This is a genomic window from Synechococcus sp. CS-205, from assembly GCF_025128255.1.
Classification (GTDB): domain Bacteria; phylum Cyanobacteriota; class Cyanobacteriia; order PCC-6307; family Cyanobiaceae; genus Regnicoccus_A.
Map to the genome: position 1 here is coordinate 1 of NZ_JAHLZB010000043.1, position 15263 is coordinate 15263.

Consider the following 15263-nt stretch of genomic DNA (forward strand, 5'->3'; position numbering starts at 1 on the left):
ACAAGTCAATCGCCCTTGATTCAAGGTGAAAAAACGAGGTGCATCTGCACCTCCGGAATGACAGCCCGTCATTCCACCCTGTTCACCCTCTGATCAGGGCATTCGGGCCTCGGGTTTTACACCACGCAAAGGGACGCGGCCCTCGATGGCGGCCCAGGGCAAGATCCAGGCACTCAACCAGGCGATTCGTCAGTCGCTCCCGGGGATGGCCGAGGTGGCTCGCCAGAACCCGGAAGCGCGGGTTCTGGTCAGGGCTGTGAGCTTTGCCGACCGGGCCTGCTGGCACCTGGAGAAGCCCACTGCCGTGCAGCAGCTGCAGTGGCTGGACCTGCAGGCCGGAGGCATCACAGCCATGGGTGAGGCCCTGGAGCTGGTGGCCGGGGTGCTGCAATCGCCCCCGATGGAGGAGCGGGCCCTGCCACCGGTGCTGGTGCTGATCTCCGACGGCCAGCCCACCGACGACTTCGACGCGGGCCTGGCCAGCCTGATGCGCCAGCCCTGGGCCCAGAAGGCGGTGCGTCTGGCGATCGCCATGGGGCACGACGCCGACACCGAGGTGCTGCAGCAGTTCATCGGCACCGAGCCCGGCGGTGGCCTGCCCTCCGGAGAAATCCCCGGTGCCAGCGGGCAGACGCCCCTGCACCGCTCAGGCCGCTCACCTCGCCGCCCTCTTCAGGCCAGCAACGCCACCTCCCTGGCCCAGTACATCCAGTGGGCCTCCACAGCCGTGGTGGGTGCCGCCTCGATGCCCATCAGCCGCATGGCGGGCTCGGAGCACCAGGCCAACATCCCCCTGCCGGATCTGCCCCCCACCCTGATGGACCCCATCGACGACGTCGGTCCCCTGGTGTGGTGACTGGCTGGAGGCCACCACTGCGGGCAAGGCACATCGGTGCCGCCCACCAACGCCAGGGCCGCCCCTGCCAGGACGCGGTGGCCTCAGCCCAGTGCCACAGCCGTGACCACCAGCCGGTGCAGGTGATGGCATTGGCCGATGGCCATGGCGGAGAACGCTACCCCTACAGCGATGTGGGGAGCACCCTGGCCTGCGAACAGGCTCTGCTGGCCGTGGAGGAGCATCTGCGCGAATGCGCGCTGCTGGGCGCCCAGGCACCGCGGGCCAACGAGTGGGCCCGGTGGCTGGAAGCCGAACTCCCCCAACGGATCCACAGCCGCTGGCTGGCTGAGGTGCTCGACCACTGGCAGCGGCAGGCGGCTCTGGCCCCCGCCCAGACTGCCGCGGCTGAAGCCCAAGGGTCCGAGGACCAGGTGCCACTGAGCTACGGCACCACCCTGGGGCTGGTGGTGATGGCGCCGGGGTGGTGGGGCTACACCGGTCTGGGCGACTGGGACCTGGTGCAGGTGGGGCCCGGGGGGGAGGCCGTGCTTCTGAGCGAGGAGGCTCCTCAGGAGGGAGGTGGCGAGGCCACCGGCAGCCTCTGTCTGGAGCAGGCTCCCCGGATGTTCCGCAGCGGACTGAAGCCGATCGAGCACCGGGGGGCAGCCTTCGGACTGCTGCTGAGCACCGATGGCATCCGCAAGTCCTGTGCCACCGACACGGATTTTCTGGCGCTGGCCGCCCATCTGATCGCTACCCCAGGCACCGGAGCCAGCGACGCGCTGGCCGCGAACCTCGAGCAGATCACCAGCGAGGGCAGCGGCGACGATGTGTCGGTGGCGATGGCCCTGCACGGCACACTGGAGTCAACCCAGCCGGTGCCAGCCCAGGTCGCAGCCCTCCACCGGAAGGCTGGCGACGATCAACCTCGCGGAGCAGCCGCTCACTCCGGCGCCACTGCGCGGCTGGAGGCCCTGCGGAGCCATCCCGGCCCAGCCCTGGCAGCTGTGGCCCTGCTGGTGGTCGCCGCGGGGCTGGGCTCCCGCTGGTTGTGGGTGAAGCCACGGAGCCATGCCCCGCAGCCGGTGGCCACGGCCGTGCGCCGCCAGATCAACCAGCTTTGCCGGGGCCCCAGCGCCGCCATCGCCGGTACCCTCAGCAGCCGGCGCAGCCAGTTCACAGGTCTGCGCGAGGGCCACCTGCGGGCGCTGTCGTTGCTGGATGCCTCCAACCAGGACCCCCTCGGGGCCCTGATCGCCAGCAGCTTCGACCCAGCCACGGGTGGACTGGTGCAGGGGGAAGCCCTAAGGGCCCTCAACCTCTGCCCACCCCTCGAGGCCGCCCTGCAGCTCCAGTGGCAACCCAAGACCATCCCTGCCCTCCCCGCGCGATGAACGACCACCAGCTCGGAGCCGCCCTCAGGCAGCAGGTGCTCAGCGACCTCCAGCGTGGTCGCGGCGCTGAGGGCCGTCGCCTGCAGGCGGTCGCGGGCGACCTGTGCGGCGAGGGACAGAGCAACCTGCTTCCGGCCCTGCGCCATCTGGTGATGTCGGCCGCCTTCGCCAGCGCCGCCAGCCAGAACCCACCCCTCTCCGAGGCGCGGTTGCAGCAACGGCTGATGCAGGAAGTCGAGGAGGTGTTCACCCCTGCCATCTGCCGGCGCATGGAGAGCGTGGTGGGAGGGCTGCTCGATCTGCCAGCCAAGGGCGCCTCAACCCCAACAGCAACCAAGCCAGCGGCCCCTGCTCCTGCCCCTGCAGCCGCAACACCAGTCCCGGCGCCGGCCAGCAGCCGAGGCGGCAACAGCGTCCTGCTGGGCTTCCTCGCCTTCCTCACGGGCGGACTGGCGGTCGCCCTGGTGGGGGCCGTGGTGCTGTTGCGCTATTCCCCCCAGGGCTCCCTTGAGAACCCTTCCGCGACCAGACCCAGCACACCGCCGCCGCCGGTGGCCCGACCAACCACGCCGCCCGAGGAACCAAGCCTGCCCACGCCTGAGCCCCCCACCACGCCAATGTCTTCGGCCGACACCGACCTGGCCATCGCCAGCATCCGGGGGCTCTACGGCGCCCTGAACACCCGGGCCTATGACCAGGCCCGGCAGTTCTTCGCCGGCGCCGCAGGAGATCAGTTCGATCCGGCCTTTTTCAACCAGTTCGAGCGGGTGAGCGTGGAGGATCTGCGCGAAACCGCTCAGGAGGGCTCAACCGTCAGCCTGCAGGGCCTGGTGACGTTCGTTTATCCCGATGGCTCCTCCCAGACCGAGAGCCGCAGTTTCACCGTCGACACCGCCAGCACGCCAGCCTTGATCACCGCCAGCGAATTCGCAGGGGTGATCAAGGCCCGCTAGATCAGCCAAGGCCAGGAGCCTGTAAGGCGATCAGGCGGTACCGCAAAAGGTGACGTCGGGGAACTTGCCCTTGGCTTCTTCGAGGGACTTGCCCTTGCCCTCTTCCTGCCAGTAATTGATCACCTCAGTGGCCTTGTTGAGGATTTCCACCCGCTCGTTGTCGGTGATCCACGATTTGGCTTCCAGCTCTCCTTTGAGCGTTTCCCAGGCATCTTCCCGGGGCCAGAAGAAATAGGCCGTGAGGGGACTGGGGCCGCCACCCACGATCTGATCCACGGCCAGGGCGACGTTGTCGGGCAACCAGAGGATCTTGAGCAGGAAGCGACCCTCATCGGCCTTGGGGGTATGCCCGGAGGGAACCCCATCCTCATCGACCGTGGCCGACGCCAGGGCGGCACTGGCTCCGCGCAGGGGCGGGCGCCCCTGGGTGGGAGCCTCATCAGCGGTGCTCACCGCCGCGGCCGCCTCAGCGGGGGTACCTGCAGGAGCAGCGCTTTCAGTGGCCGTCATGGTTTCGGCGCTCAAGGCAAAAAGGCAAACAACTAACGTACCAGCCTCTGCACCAGCCTCCCTGCAGCCGCGCGCCGTTCTTCTCTTCGACATTGACGGCGTGATCCGCGATGTCAGTGGCAGTTACCGACGGGCCATCGCCGAAACCGTGCACCACTTCGGCGGCTGGCGTCCGGAGCCGGGGCAGATCGATGCCCTCAAGGCCGAGGGGCGCTGGAACAACGACTGGCAGGCCTCACTGGAATTGCTGCGGCGGCGGGACTGCCTGCCCCTCCCCACCCTTGAGGCGGTGGTGGAGGTGTTCAGCAGTCGGTACTTCGGGGGCGATCCAGACGGTGACCCTGCCGGCTGGATCGGCTACATCCGCGAGGAACCCCTGCTGGTGGAGCACGACTATTTCCAGGCTCTGGAGCAAGCCGGCATCGCCTGGGGCTTCGTCAGTGGCGCCGAACCCCCCTCCTGCCGTTATGTGCTCAGGCAACGCCTCCAGCTGGAGGATCCGCCCCTGATCGCCATGGGCGAAGCACCCGACAAGCCAGATCCCACCGGGCTGCTCCAGCTGGCGCTGAAACTCGGCAGCACCGCCTCTGGGGAGGTGCTGCCGGTGGCCTATCTGGGCGACACCGTGGCCGATGTGGACACGGTGATGGCGGCCCGGCACCAGCGCCCGGACCTCACCCTGCTCAGCCTGGCGGTGGCCCCACCGCACCTGCAGGGGCAGGGCCAGTCCGGCAGCCGCCGGCACTACGAGCAGGGGCTGCGGGCGGCAGGGGCCGATCGGATCCTCTCCAGCACCTCCAGCCTGGAGCCGGAGCTGCTGCTGGACTGGCTGGGGGCCGAGCGCCTCAGCGCTCCATCGCCGCCGGAGCCTTGAGGGCGGCATCCGTGAGCACCTCATGGCCCTCCACGGTCACAGCCACATCGTCTTCGATGCGGATGCCGATGCCCTTCCAGCGCTCCTCGATCTCCGGCTGTCCTTCGGGCACCGCCAGGCGATCGCTCACATAGAGCCCCGGCTCCACCGTGAGGACCATGCCCGGCTGCAGCGGCTGGGGGTGCTCGCCGAGGCGGTAGGCCCCCACGTCATGGACATCGAGACCCAGCCAGTGGCCGGTGCGGTGCATGTAGAGGTGGCGGTAGGCCCCCTGCTCGATCAGGTCCTCCACCGCCCCCCTGAGCAGCCCGAGGTCGAGCAACCCTTCCACCAGGACCCGCAGGGCCGCGCCGTGAACCTGCTCGGCGTCGGCGCCGGGTGCCACCGTGGCGATCGCTGCCAGCTGGGCCTCGAGCACCAGCTCGTAGAGGGCCCGCTGCTCGCCACTGAAACGGCCATTGACCGGGAATGTGCGGGTGATGTCACCGTTGTAGTAATCCGACACGCTGCAGCCGGCATCGATCAGCAACAGATCCCCATCCAGCAGCGGAGCATCGTTGCGGGTGTAGTGGAGGACACAGGCATTGTCGCCACCGGCCACGATCGAGCCGTAGGCCGGCCCACGGGCCCCCTGCTCCAGAAAATGCTGCTCGATCACCGCCTGGATCTGGCGCTCGCTCAGCCCGGGGCGGGCCACCTCCCTGGCCCGTTCATGGGCTTCGGCGGAAATACGCGCAGCCTCCCGCAGCCGCTCAAGCTCGCCCGGGCTCTTGCGCAGACGCATCTCCTGCAGGATCGGGCAGGGGGCCACCAGCCCCAGGGCCGCGCGGCCCGTGCGCGGCGAGCGATCGAGTTGCTGGGCCCAGGCCTGCAGCACCAGGGATTCCACGGCGGTGTCGCGGCCCACCCGGAAGGCGATTCCTTCGGCGTCATGGAGGTAGTCGCCGAGCCGGGACGCCAGCTCGGCGCGGGGGTGGGCCAGATCCGCCCCGAACACCTCAACGGCCCCCTCGCAACCCCAGCGGAAGCCGTTCCAGACCTCTGCGGATGGATCCCGAGGCTCCACGAACAACACGAAGGGGTTGTCGCTCTGATGGGGCAGGAACAGGGCGACGGCTCCCGGCTCATCGAAGCCCGTGAGGTACCAGAAGTCGCTCTGCTGGCGGAAGGGGTACTCCACATCGGCGTGGTGCCGAACAAGGGGAGCCGCCGGAATCACCGCAGCCACCCCCCCCAGAGCTTCCAGGAAACGCACACGACGCTGGTGGAACTCGGCCTGGGGGATCACCATGGAATGGAAGCCTCTAGCGAGAAGATGGCATACCCCATTGAATGAACGTGTTCCCATGCCGCGAACGGCCGCGCAGACTGCCCGATGAATGAGCTCCTGGGTCTGGCGGCCCTGGTGGTGGTGATCCTGATCGGGTCGGCGGCCTGCTCCGGTGTGGAGGCGGCCATGCTCACGGTCAACCCCCTGCGGGTCCATGAAGTGGCCAGCAGGCCGAGGCGGGTTCGTGGGGCCAAAGCTCTGCTCGGCCTCAAGAACCGCATGGGCCGTGCCCTGGCCGTGCTGGTGATCATCAACAACGGCTTCAACATCTTCGGCAGCCTGATGCTGGGCAGCTACGCCGGTTGGGTCTTCTCCAGCATCGGTGTCGACCGGGTGGCCCTGCCCCTGTTCTCGGTTGGGCTCACGGTGCTGGTGATCATGCTGGGGGAGATCCTGCCCAAGGCCCTGGGCAGCCGCCTGGCCCTGCCTGTGGCCCTGGCCAGCGCGCCCCCGGTGAGTCTGCTGCTGCGACTGATGCTGCCCCTGGTGCTGCTGCTGGAGCGGATGATGCCGGCGATCACCGCCGAGAGCGAACTCACCACCGATGAAGAGGAGATCCGTCTGCTGGCTCGCCTCGGGTCCCAGAAGGGCCAGATCGAGGCTGATGAGGCGGCGATGATCGCCAAGGTGTTTCAGCTCAACGACCTCACGGCCCGCGACCTGATGGTGCCCAGGGTCGCGGCACCGACGGTCTCGGGCCATGCGCCCCTGGAGAGCGTGCGCGATCTGCTGCTCACCAATGCCGCAGGCTGGTGGGTGGTGCTCGGTGAGGAGGTGGATGAGGTGCTGGGGGTGGCCAGCCGCGAGAGCCTGCTGGTGGCCCTGGTGGAGGGCCGCGGTCAGGACAGCGCCCTGAGTCTCACCGAACCGGTGGAATTCGTGCCCGAGATGATCCGCGCCGATCGACTGCTCACGGCCTTCCGCCGCAGCAGTCATTCGGTGCGGGTGGTGGTGGATGAATTCGGAGGATTCGTGGGGGTGATCGGTGCCGACGCCGTGCTGGCGGTGCTCGCCGGCTGGTGGCGACGACCCCAGCCCCCCGCGGAGGCGCAGGGATGAGCCGAGCGGCCGTCAACCCTCCCCCGATCCTTGAGCGCTGTGAACCGTTGCTGCAGCGCTGGAGAAGGCAGTTGCAGCTGAGCGCCCGTGAGCGCGCGTCTCTGGGGCCGGAACTGGCCGCTTTCGATCGCCAGCTCGTGCGGCTGCAACGCCGGGAATTGCATGTGGCGGTGCTCGGACGCGTGGGGGTGGGCAAATCGAGTCTGCTCAATGCCCTGCTCGGCGAACCTCGCTTCGCCACCGACCTGGCCCATGGCTGCACCCGGCAGCAGCAGCGGCAAGCCTGGCCCGGAGCCCTGGCCGGGCATCTGCAGGTTCAGCTGGTCGACACCCCCGGCATCGATGAAGTGGCGGCCATGGCCCGCCATCGCCTGGCCGCCCGGGTGGCCCTGGGGGCGGATCTGGTGCTGGTGGTTCTCGATGGCGACCTCAGCCGCGTGGAGGCCGACGCGGTCCAGCAGCTGCTGAGCTCGGGCAAACCCCTGCTGCTGGTGGTCAACCGCATCGATGGCTGGCCCGCGGCGGAGCGGCAGGCCCTGCTGGCCAGCATCCGCCGCCGTCTTCCGGCGGCTGTGCGCCACCTGGAGCTGGTGGCGGTTGCCGCGGCCCCCAGGGGCGGGGTGCTGCGGGCGGACGGCAGGGTGCGCAGCGAGCCACTGCCACCGGCAGTGGAGCCCCTGCGCGAACGCCTCACCAGCCTTCTCCAGGCCCATGGGGAGCTGCTGCTGGCCCTCAACACCCTGGCGGCCGGCGATCGCTTCAACCAGCGCCTCTCGCAATGGCGCCTGAGGCAGCACCGTCGCCAGGCCCAGACCCTGATCGGACGGTTCGCGGCCCTCAAGGCCACCGGTGTGGCGGCCAACCCCCTGATCCTGCTGGATCTGGCCGGTGGCCTGGCCCTGGACACGGCCCTGGTGGTGCAGCTGTGCGAGCTTTACGGTCTGCAGCTGAGCGGACCCCAGGCCAGGGAGCTGCTGGGCCGCCTCTCCGGCCACAGTGCCCTGCTCGGAGGTGCCCAGCTGGCCCTGCAACTGCTGCTGGGGGCCGTGCGGCAGCTGCTGCTGCTGGCAGCGCCGGCAACCGCCGGGCTGTCCCTGGCTCCTGCGGCTCCGGTGGCCCTGGCCCAGGCGGCCCTGGCCGTGCAGACCACCCGCCAGACCGGGCGCCTGGCCGCCGCCGCCCTGCTGAGCGGGGCGCAGCGGGGCCAGGCCCGGCCGGGGGCCCTGCTGCGCCGCCTGGTGCGCCACGACCCCCAGGCGCGTCAGTGGCTGGAGGAGTGGCATCAGGAGGGCCGCCAGGCCGTGAACGCCACCCTGCTGCCGTGAGCGAACCTGCCGGCCCAGCGGCCTCGGTGGCCCTGTTCGGCACCAGCGCCGATCCGCCCACCCTCGGCCACCGCACCCTGCTGGAGGAGCTCACCGATCACTACCCCCAGGTGAGGACCTGGGCGAGTGACAACCCCTTCAAGACCCATGGGGCACCGCTGGCGGTGCGAGCCTCCCTGCTCGAAGCTCTGGTGGACGGCCTGGAGAAGCCCGGTCTGCGGCTGGACCAGAGCCTGAGCAGCCCCAGGGCGGTGGAGACCCTGGAGCGGGCGAGGCAGCAGTGGCCGGATGCGGAACTGGTGTTCGTGGTGGGCAGCGACCTGCTGCCCCAGATCCAGCGCTGGTATGCCGCCGATGAGATCCTGCACCGCTGCCGTCTGGCCGTGGTCCCGCGGCTGGGCTGGCCGCTCGACTCCCTGCAGATCGATCAGCTCAATCGTCGTGGCGGCCAGGTGGAGGTGCTCCCGCTGCAGATCCCCGCCGCGGCCAGCTCCACCATCCGCCGCCACCCCGACCCTCAGCTTGTGCCGCCTGAACTCTGGCCTGTGCTCCTGGAGCAGAATCTCTATGGTCTGCGCTCCTGCCTGGCCAGCCGCCCTCCCCTGCGCTGATGCGTCTTGCCCTGGCTCAGATCAATCCTCTCGTGGGGGATCTGGGCGGCAACGCCGCCCAGCTGTTGAAGCACAGCCAACGGGCCGCAGCAGCGGGAGCCGATCTGGTGGTGACCCCCGAGCTCTCGCTCTGGGGCTACCCCCCAAGGGATCTGCTGCTGCGCCCCGCCTTGCTTCAGGAGCAAACCCGGGTGCTGGATGCCCTCGCCGCCGACCTGCCGCCGGGGCTGGGGCTGCTGGTGGGCCTGGTGAATCCGATCGCAGGAGGCGAGCTGCCGGCCCTGTACAACGCCGCGGCCCTTGTTCATCAGGGTGTCTGGCGGGTGGTGGCCCACAAAAGGCTGTTGCCGAGCTACGACGTCTTCGATGAACGGCGCTACTTCCAGCCCGGAAATCAGGCCTGCCTGCTGGAGTGGCCAGGGGCTGAGCGGGTCTGGCGCCTGGGTCTGACCATCTGCGAAGACCTCTGGGTGGAGGAACGGGTCCAAGGCCGCCGACTGGCCGGTGCCGACCCGATCGCGGAACTCGGGCCCCAGCGCCCTGACCTGCTGCTGAACCTCTCAGCCTCCCCCTTCTCCCAGGGCAAACCGGAACTGCGCCAACGGCTGGCGGCGGCGGCGGCGGCCCGGCTGGGCTGTCCTGTGGTCTACGTGAACCAGGTGGGAGGCAACGACGAGCTGGTCTTCGACGGTTGCAGCTTCGTGATCGATCCCGAGGCCCGGGTGTTGCAGCAGCTGCCCTGCGCCACAGTGGCTCTCGACCTCTGGGAGGCCATACCCCGACAGACAGCGCCGGCTCCGTGGCCCCCAGCCTCCCCGGCACCGGCCCCGCTGCCGGCGCCCCTCGACCAACTGTTCCGGGTGCTGGTGCTTGGGGTGCGCGATTACGCCCGCAAGTGCGGCTTCGAGCGGGTGGTGCTCGGCCTCAGCGGTGGGATCGATTCAGCCCTGGTGGCCGTCATCGCCGCGGCGGCTTTCGGGCCTGAGCAGGTCCTGGCCCTGCTGATGCCTTCCCCCTACAGCTCCGCCGGATCGCGCCTTGATGCGAGCAACCTCGCCGACCGGCTGGGAATCCCCCACCAGACCCTGGCGATCGAGCCCCTGATGGCAGCTTTTGACGAGGGCCTGGAAGCCGTTCTGCAGGGGGTGCCCCAGGGGCTGACCGCCGAGAATCTTCAGTCGCGCATCCGCGGCACCCTGCTGATGGCCGTGGCCAACCAGCAGGGCCGGCTGCTGCTTTCCACCGGCAACAAGTCGGAACTGGCCGTGGGGTACTGCACCCTCTACGGCGACATGAACGGCGGACTCTCGGTGATCGGCGATCTCTACAAGACCACGGTGTTCCGCCTCTGCCGGTGGCTCGACAGCGACGAAGCCGCCTGCTGCCGTAAGGCCTGTGGCCTCCCCGCCAGCGGCCAATTGATCGGTGACGCCATCCGCTCCAAGCCCCCGAGCGCCGAACTGCGGCCCGACCAGCGCGACACCGATTCCCTGCCGGACTACGACCAGCTGGATCCCCTGCTCAAGGCCTACATCGAGGAGCTGCGCTCGCCGGAGGAGCTGTTCACCCTGGGGCAGGTGGACCGGGAGCTGGCACGCCGGGTGTATCGACTGCTGCGCACAGCGGAATTCAAGCGCCGCCAGGCGGCGCCACTGCTGAAGGTGAGCGGCCGCGCCTTCGGCGGAGGCTGGCGGATGCCGATCGCCGCGGGACCGATCGCGTGAGGGATCACTGCTGAATCCGCCTGGAAAGCTGGCGATCGGGCGGCCAGCCCGCCAACCTGGAAGGAGCTTCTCAATGGCATGGCCAGCATGGGCCCGGCGGCACCGATCGCGAGCATCGGTGTTCCCAGGGAGATCAAACGGGACGAACAGCGGGTGGCCCTCAGCCCCGACGGGGTGAGGGAGCTGGTCTCCCAGGGCCTTGAGGTGCGCGTCGAGGCCGGAGCGGGCCACGGTGCGGGCATGGAGGACGAAAGCTACGCCGAGGCTGGAGCGCGCCTGGTCGACCGCGAGGAGGCCTGGGGCGCCCACCTGGTGGTGAAGGTGAAGGAACCTCAGCCGGAGGAGTTCCCCTTCCTGCGCAGCGATCAGGTGCTGTTCACGTACCTCCACCTGGCCGCCTATCCCGAGGTGGGCCAGGCCCTGCTGGACGCGGGGACCACCGGTGTGGCCTACGAAACCGTTCAGCTCGACAACGGCAACCTGCCGCTGCTGGCGCCGATGAGCGAGATCGCCGGACGGCTGGCCGCCCAGGTGGGCGCCCACCTGCTCGAGAAGCCCCACGGCGGCCGGGGGGTGCTGATGGGCGGCTGCGCTGGAGTGCGGCCGGCACGGGTGATCGTGCTCGGGGCCGGCACCGTGGGCTGGCATGCCGCCAGGGTGGCCGCGGCCATGGATGCGGAGGTGTTCCTGCTGGACCACACGCCCCAGCGCCTGCGCATGCTCGAGCCCCAGCGGATCGGTCGGATGGTCAGCCTGGTGAGCAACAACAGCCTGATCGAGCGGCTGGCGCCCAGTGCCGACCTGGTGGTGGGGGCCGTGCTCACTCCGGGCAGCCGGGCCCCGACCCTGGTGAATGAGGAAGTGGTGAAGCGGATGAAACCGGGTTCGGTGATCGTCGACGTGGCCATCGACCAGGGGGGCTGCATCGCCACGAGCCGCGAGACCACCCACACCGAGCCTGTGGTGACCATCCATGGCGTGCAGCACTACGCCGTGGGCAACATGCCCGGGGCCGTGCCCTTCACCTCCACCGAGGCCCTGGTGAGCGTCACCTTGCCCTACATCATGGGCATCGCCGGGCGAGGACTGGTGGAGGCGGTCACCGAGCGGCCAGAGCTGCTCTCCGGCCTCAACACGGTGGATGGGGCCGTGTGCCATCCCGGAGTGGCCAAGGCCCTGGGGATGCCGACCCGCCATCCGATGGCCTGTCTGCGCTGAGCTGCTCCAGAGGCGGTAGGGGCCGCCGCAGAGCATCGGGCTGCAGGCCTTCGCGCAGGGCCAGCACCATGCCGGCGGCCTCGGCATAGCTGGCTGCGGCGATCGCGCGCAGGCCAAGGTCCTCGGCGCTCACCTTCAGCACCGACTGATTGCCCTCGACGGCGATCAGCGGGATGCTTCGCTCCGCGCAGACCAGAACGGCCTCACCGCCGAGGGCGCCGGCAGGGGCCACCACCGCACCGATCCGGCTGGGGTGGATCAGCGACTCACCAAGGTGGTCCAGCAGGGGCTGCGGCCCGACGGGGAACAGCTGGCTTGCAAGCGGCCCCAGGGGAATCAGGTCGGGGGCCCGACTCAGGCCCACCAGAACGCAGGGCAGAAAGGTGTGGCCCAGTTCTTCGGCCGCAGCCAGGGGATCCAGCCGCGGATCCAGGGGCAGGGAGGCCATGGCCGGAGCATGGGCGCAGGGGAGCCCCAGCTGGTGACTGAGCAGATGACTGATCACCGCTTCGGCACCGGCCAGGGCATCCACGCCGCTGCCCTGGCGGTAGGAGGCCAGCGCAGCACTGCCGGAATCATCCGGGAAGCGAGCCACCACGGCGATGGCGGTGGCACCGGCCTGCTTCAGACGTTCCCCGGCTCTGATCAGGGCATCCGGTCGGCCGAGTCCACCACTGCTCGCCCCGCTGGCCGCCAGCGAAAGGGTCACATCCAGGGGAACGTCGGTGCTGAGAACAGGGCCGATCGACAGGCCCAGACTGGCGCGGCAGGCCTCAGCGGCCTGCAGGTGGCGCAGCCTCAGGTCCTGCTCGATGCCCGCATCCAGCAGCAGTCCCACCCGCTGCGCCGCCACCGGGGCCAAGGCCAGATCACCCGCTGCGAATCGATTCAGTCCCCAACCCTCCACGTAATGAATCCGCGGGTCACTCCAGTAGAGGGCCGCCGCGTTGAGGGCATTGGGATGGGTGATCAGGCAGCCTGAGGCCGCTGCCAGCAGCCTGGCGGCGGGCAGGCCATCGCCGGCATAGCCCCCGATGGCGCAGCCGATCCCGGTGGGGATCACCAGCAGGGTGGGCAGAGGCCGGCTCAAGGGAACTGGAGCAGCACCGCTTCGATCCGCAGCCGCCGCGATCCATCTTCGGCGGGTAGCACGGTGGTGATGGCCCAGCGCAGGGGTTCCCCCCGCTCAGCCAGAGCCGCGCGGAGCTGGGGCAGCAAGGGACCGGGCGCCGCCAGCAACCAGAAATCGACCGGCTCAAGCCGGGGCCATGAGCTGGAATCGGGGCTCGTCGGGATCTCAGGGTCTGGCACTGGAAGAGGGTTCAGCGCTGGTACTGGCCGAACTGGGCCTCGTAGAGCGCATCCTCCTGGCCCGCCACCAGGATCAGATCGCTGCGGGGATAGGACACACAGAGCAGGGCGAAGCCCTCGGCCTGGAGGTCGGCCTTGACTCCCATCGCATCGGGTTGATGCACCTCACCCTGACGGAGTCGGGCCGCACAGGTGGTGCAGACCCCTGAGCAGCAGGAGCTGGGCAAGGGAACACCCGCCGCCTCCGCGGCGGCCAGCACGGTCTGATCAGGCTGGCAGGGGAAGGTGTGAGTCACGCCGTCGAGCTCGGCGGTCACGGTGAAGCAGTCACTCATGGCGTGGTGGAATCGCGGCAGAAAAGCTGTCGCGGTGCGGGTCGGTTGCGTGGGGGTGACCGCCGATCCAGCGGTTCACTGCACTATCTTCCCGGACCGTGGGGCCCCGTCGGGGAGAAGCTCCAGCCACTGGCTGGGATGGGGCGCAAGGTATTCGGGCGGCTGGGGCCGGTCGGGCCCACTAGCCGGCGCCGTCAAGACAAGATCGAAACTGATCGAGAGGCGCAGATCATCGTTGTCTTCACTGGCGAACACGGCATGGTCGACGCTGGCAGGGAAAAGCACCAGCAGGCCCGCCCGCGGGGCCAGGTCGTACCAGCCGGAATTGAGGGGATGACCCACGGTGATCGGCACGTCATGGCCTACAGCAAGCCCCGGGACCAGCTCATTGCTTCGGCGTCGATCGAACAGCCGCAGGCAGCCGCTGCGGCCGCTGCCATCGCCATTGAGGTAGTAGACGGCACTGAGGTGGGCGTTGGGATGGTGGTGACGGCCGACCCCCTGGCCCGGCTCGGCCACCACTGGCCAGCAGCGCTGCAGGTGCAGCCTGACCCGCTCCAGGTCGAACCCGAGAGCGAGAAGATAGCGCTGCGCCTCAAGGCTCACCTGCGCCAGCAACCAGGCGAACTCAGGCCGCTGATGGACCTGCCAGACACCATGAAGGTCCCCGGTCCAGGCGCAGTCTGGATCCGGGTTGGAGTGATGCCCGCCCCGCAGGGCCAGCACCTGTTGAAGCATCAGGGCTGAGTCGATCGGATCCGGACGCAGTTGCACCTGGGCGATCGCCAGGGGGAACAGGCTGTGGATCTCGCGATCCGGCTCAGGCCATGGCTGTGGCACCACCCACCACTTCGAGGATTTCCTGGGTGATGGCCGCCTGACGGGCCTTGTTGTAGTCAAGGGTCAGGCTCTTGGCCAGGGCCTTGGCGTTGTCGCTGGCGTTGTTCATGGCCGTCATTCGGCTGGCCAGCTCACTGGCCGCCGACTCCTGCAGGGAACGCAGCAGCTGGTTCTCCAGGTAGAGCGGCAGCAGGGCGTTGAGCAGCTGATCCGGGCTCTGCTCGAAGACAAAGTCCGACTGAAGCGCGGGCTCCTGGTTCGGAGCGGTGCCGCGCTCCACGGCCAGGCGACCCTCACGGGTGGTCAGGCGGAAGATCTCGTCGTCGGGACTGGCGACGCCCTGGGGATCGAGGGGCAGCAGGGTCTGGGAGACAGGGGCGCTGCTCACCAGGTTGATGAACTTGGTGTACACCATCTCCACACGATCCGTGGAGCCGGAGAGGAACTCGGCGAGCACCTGATCGGCGATGTCACGGGCCTCCTCGGCATTGGGCACCTGGTCGAGACCGGTGAAGGTGGCCGTGATCGGATACGAACGGTTCTGGAAGTAGGCGATGGCCTTGCGGCCGATGAGCACCAGGGAAACCTCGTAACCCTTGTCCTTCAATTCAGCGAACCGCTGCTCGGTGCGCTTGATGATGTTGGCGTTGTAGCCACCACACAGACCCCGATCGGCACTGACGGCCAGCAGGGTGATGTGGCGAAGCGGACGTTCCTGCTCCAGCAGGGGGGTGTTGACCACATCTTCGAAGCGCATGCGCGACTGAAGATTCTCGAGCACCCGGGCCAGACGGTCGGCGAAAGGTCTGGATCGGAGCACCTGCTCCTGGGCACGCCGCACCTTGGCGGCTGCCACCAGGCGCATGGCCTCGGTGATCTTGCGCGTGTTCTTGACCGAACTGATCCGGTCGCGGATTTCCTTGAGATTGGCCATGGTGGAG

Annotated in this window: 16 protein-coding genes; 9 read left to right on the forward strand and 7 right to left on the reverse strand. The window is 69.0% G+C overall.

Translation table 11 applies throughout. From position 1 onward, the window contains the following. The first annotated feature begins 145 nt into the window (after positions 1 to 145). Genes KQ297_RS10685 through KQ297_RS10695 form a run of 3 tightly spaced genes read left to right on the forward strand, consistent with a single transcriptional unit; the run spans position 146 to position 3185 of the window. A complete protein-coding gene (locus KQ297_RS10685; protein ID WP_259739406.1) occupies positions 146 to 856 on the forward strand; it encodes a VWA domain-containing protein in 711 nt (236 codons plus the stop codon). Continuing rightward, positions 853 to 2232, forward strand: coding sequence for a protein phosphatase 2C domain-containing protein (locus KQ297_RS10690; protein WP_259739407.1), 1380 nt, complete (start codon positions 853 to 855; stop codon positions 2230 to 2232). Before KQ297_RS10685 ends, KQ297_RS10690 begins: the two co-directional genes overlap by 4 nt. Further along, positions 2229 to 3185, forward strand: coding sequence for a hypothetical protein (locus KQ297_RS10695; RefSeq protein ID WP_259739408.1), 957 nt, complete (start codon positions 2229 to 2231; stop codon positions 3183 to 3185). Before KQ297_RS10690 ends, KQ297_RS10695 begins: the two co-directional genes overlap by 4 nt. Positions 3186 to 3215: 30 nt before the next feature. Here KQ297_RS10695 and KQ297_RS10700 read toward each other — a convergent pair whose 3' ends face one another. Beyond that, positions 3216 to 3710, reverse strand: coding sequence for a 30S ribosomal protein PSRP-3 (locus KQ297_RS10700; protein WP_259739409.1), 495 nt, complete (start codon positions 3708 to 3710; stop codon positions 3216 to 3218). On the opposite strand from KQ297_RS10700, the gene KQ297_RS10705 reads away from it, so the two are divergent. Next, a complete protein-coding gene (locus tag KQ297_RS10705; protein ID WP_259739410.1) occupies positions 3694 to 4569 on the forward strand; it encodes a TIGR01548 family HAD-type hydrolase in 876 nt (291 codons plus the stop codon). The two genes, KQ297_RS10700 and KQ297_RS10705, sit on opposite strands and share 17 nt — an antisense overlap. Here the strand turns inward: KQ297_RS10705 and KQ297_RS10710 are convergent. Then, positions 4541 to 5860 (reverse strand): aminopeptidase P N-terminal domain-containing protein, encoded by a 1320-nt coding sequence (locus tag KQ297_RS10710; protein WP_259739411.1) that lies wholly within the window; start codon positions 5858 to 5860, stop codon positions 4541 to 4543. The two genes, KQ297_RS10705 and KQ297_RS10710, sit on opposite strands and share 29 nt — an antisense overlap. An 84-nt stretch (positions 5861 to 5944) precedes the next feature. On the opposite strand from KQ297_RS10710, the gene KQ297_RS10715 reads away from it, so the two are divergent. The 5 genes from KQ297_RS10715 (at position 5945) to ald (ending at position 11836) form a co-directional block, all read left to right on the forward strand. Continuing rightward, positions 5945 to 6958 (forward strand): CNNM domain-containing protein, encoded by a 1014-nt coding sequence (locus tag KQ297_RS10715; protein WP_259739412.1) that lies wholly within the window; start codon positions 5945 to 5947, stop codon positions 6956 to 6958. Next, positions 6955 to 8283 carry a GTP-binding protein gene (locus KQ297_RS10720; protein WP_259739413.1) on the forward strand — a complete coding sequence of 443 codons (1329 nt, stop codon included), beginning with the start codon at positions 6955 to 6957 and terminating at the stop codon, positions 8281 to 8283. Before KQ297_RS10715 ends, KQ297_RS10720 begins: the two co-directional genes overlap by 4 nt. Continuing rightward, positions 8280 to 8894: a nicotinate-nucleotide adenylyltransferase gene (locus KQ297_RS10725; protein ID WP_259739414.1), complete on the forward strand. Its 615-nt coding sequence runs from the start codon at positions 8280 to 8282 to the stop codon at positions 8892 to 8894. The genes KQ297_RS10720 and KQ297_RS10725 overlap by 4 nt, the downstream gene beginning before the upstream one ends. Then, the gene (locus KQ297_RS10730) at positions 8894 to 10618 is read left to right on the forward strand and encodes an NAD+ synthase (RefSeq protein WP_259739415.1); all 1725 of its coding nucleotides are present in this window, start codon (positions 8894 to 8896) and stop codon (positions 10616 to 10618) included. Before KQ297_RS10725 ends, KQ297_RS10730 begins: the two co-directional genes overlap by 1 nt. Before the next feature lie 78 nt (positions 10619 to 10696). Continuing rightward, a complete protein-coding gene (gene ald / locus KQ297_RS10735; RefSeq protein ID WP_259739416.1) occupies positions 10697 to 11836 on the forward strand; it encodes an alanine dehydrogenase in 1140 nt (379 codons plus the stop codon). Here ald and KQ297_RS10740 read toward each other — a convergent pair. The 5 genes from KQ297_RS10740 to KQ297_RS10760 form a co-directional block, all read right to left on the reverse strand. Beyond that, a complete protein-coding gene (locus KQ297_RS10740) occupies positions 11748 to 12926 on the reverse strand; it encodes a DUF3326 domain-containing protein (protein WP_259739417.1) in 1179 nt (392 codons plus the stop codon). The genes ald and KQ297_RS10740 overlap by 89 nt on opposite strands. Next, complete coding sequence (locus KQ297_RS10745) at positions 12923 to 13147, reverse strand: hypothetical protein (protein ID WP_259739418.1); 225 nt, start codon at positions 13145 to 13147, stop codon at positions 12923 to 12925. Before KQ297_RS10745 ends, KQ297_RS10740 begins: the two co-directional genes overlap by 4 nt. Before the next feature lie 11 nt (positions 13148 to 13158). Next, positions 13159 to 13482, reverse strand: a complete 324-nt coding sequence (locus KQ297_RS10750) for a 2Fe-2S iron-sulfur cluster-binding protein (RefSeq protein WP_259739419.1) — start codon at positions 13480 to 13482, stop codon at positions 13159 to 13161. A gap of 75 nt (positions 13483 to 13557) precedes the next feature. Further along, positions 13558 to 14325, reverse strand: coding sequence for a 2OG-Fe(II) oxygenase family protein (locus KQ297_RS10755; protein ID WP_259739420.1), 768 nt, complete (start codon positions 14323 to 14325; stop codon positions 13558 to 13560). After that, positions 14303 to 15256 carry a F0F1 ATP synthase subunit gamma gene (locus KQ297_RS10760; protein ID WP_259739421.1) on the reverse strand — a complete coding sequence of 318 codons (954 nt, stop codon included), beginning with the start codon at positions 15254 to 15256 and terminating at the stop codon, positions 14303 to 14305. The genes KQ297_RS10755 and KQ297_RS10760 overlap by 23 nt, the downstream gene beginning before the upstream one ends. Between the last annotated feature and the right edge of the window lie 7 nt (positions 15257 to 15263).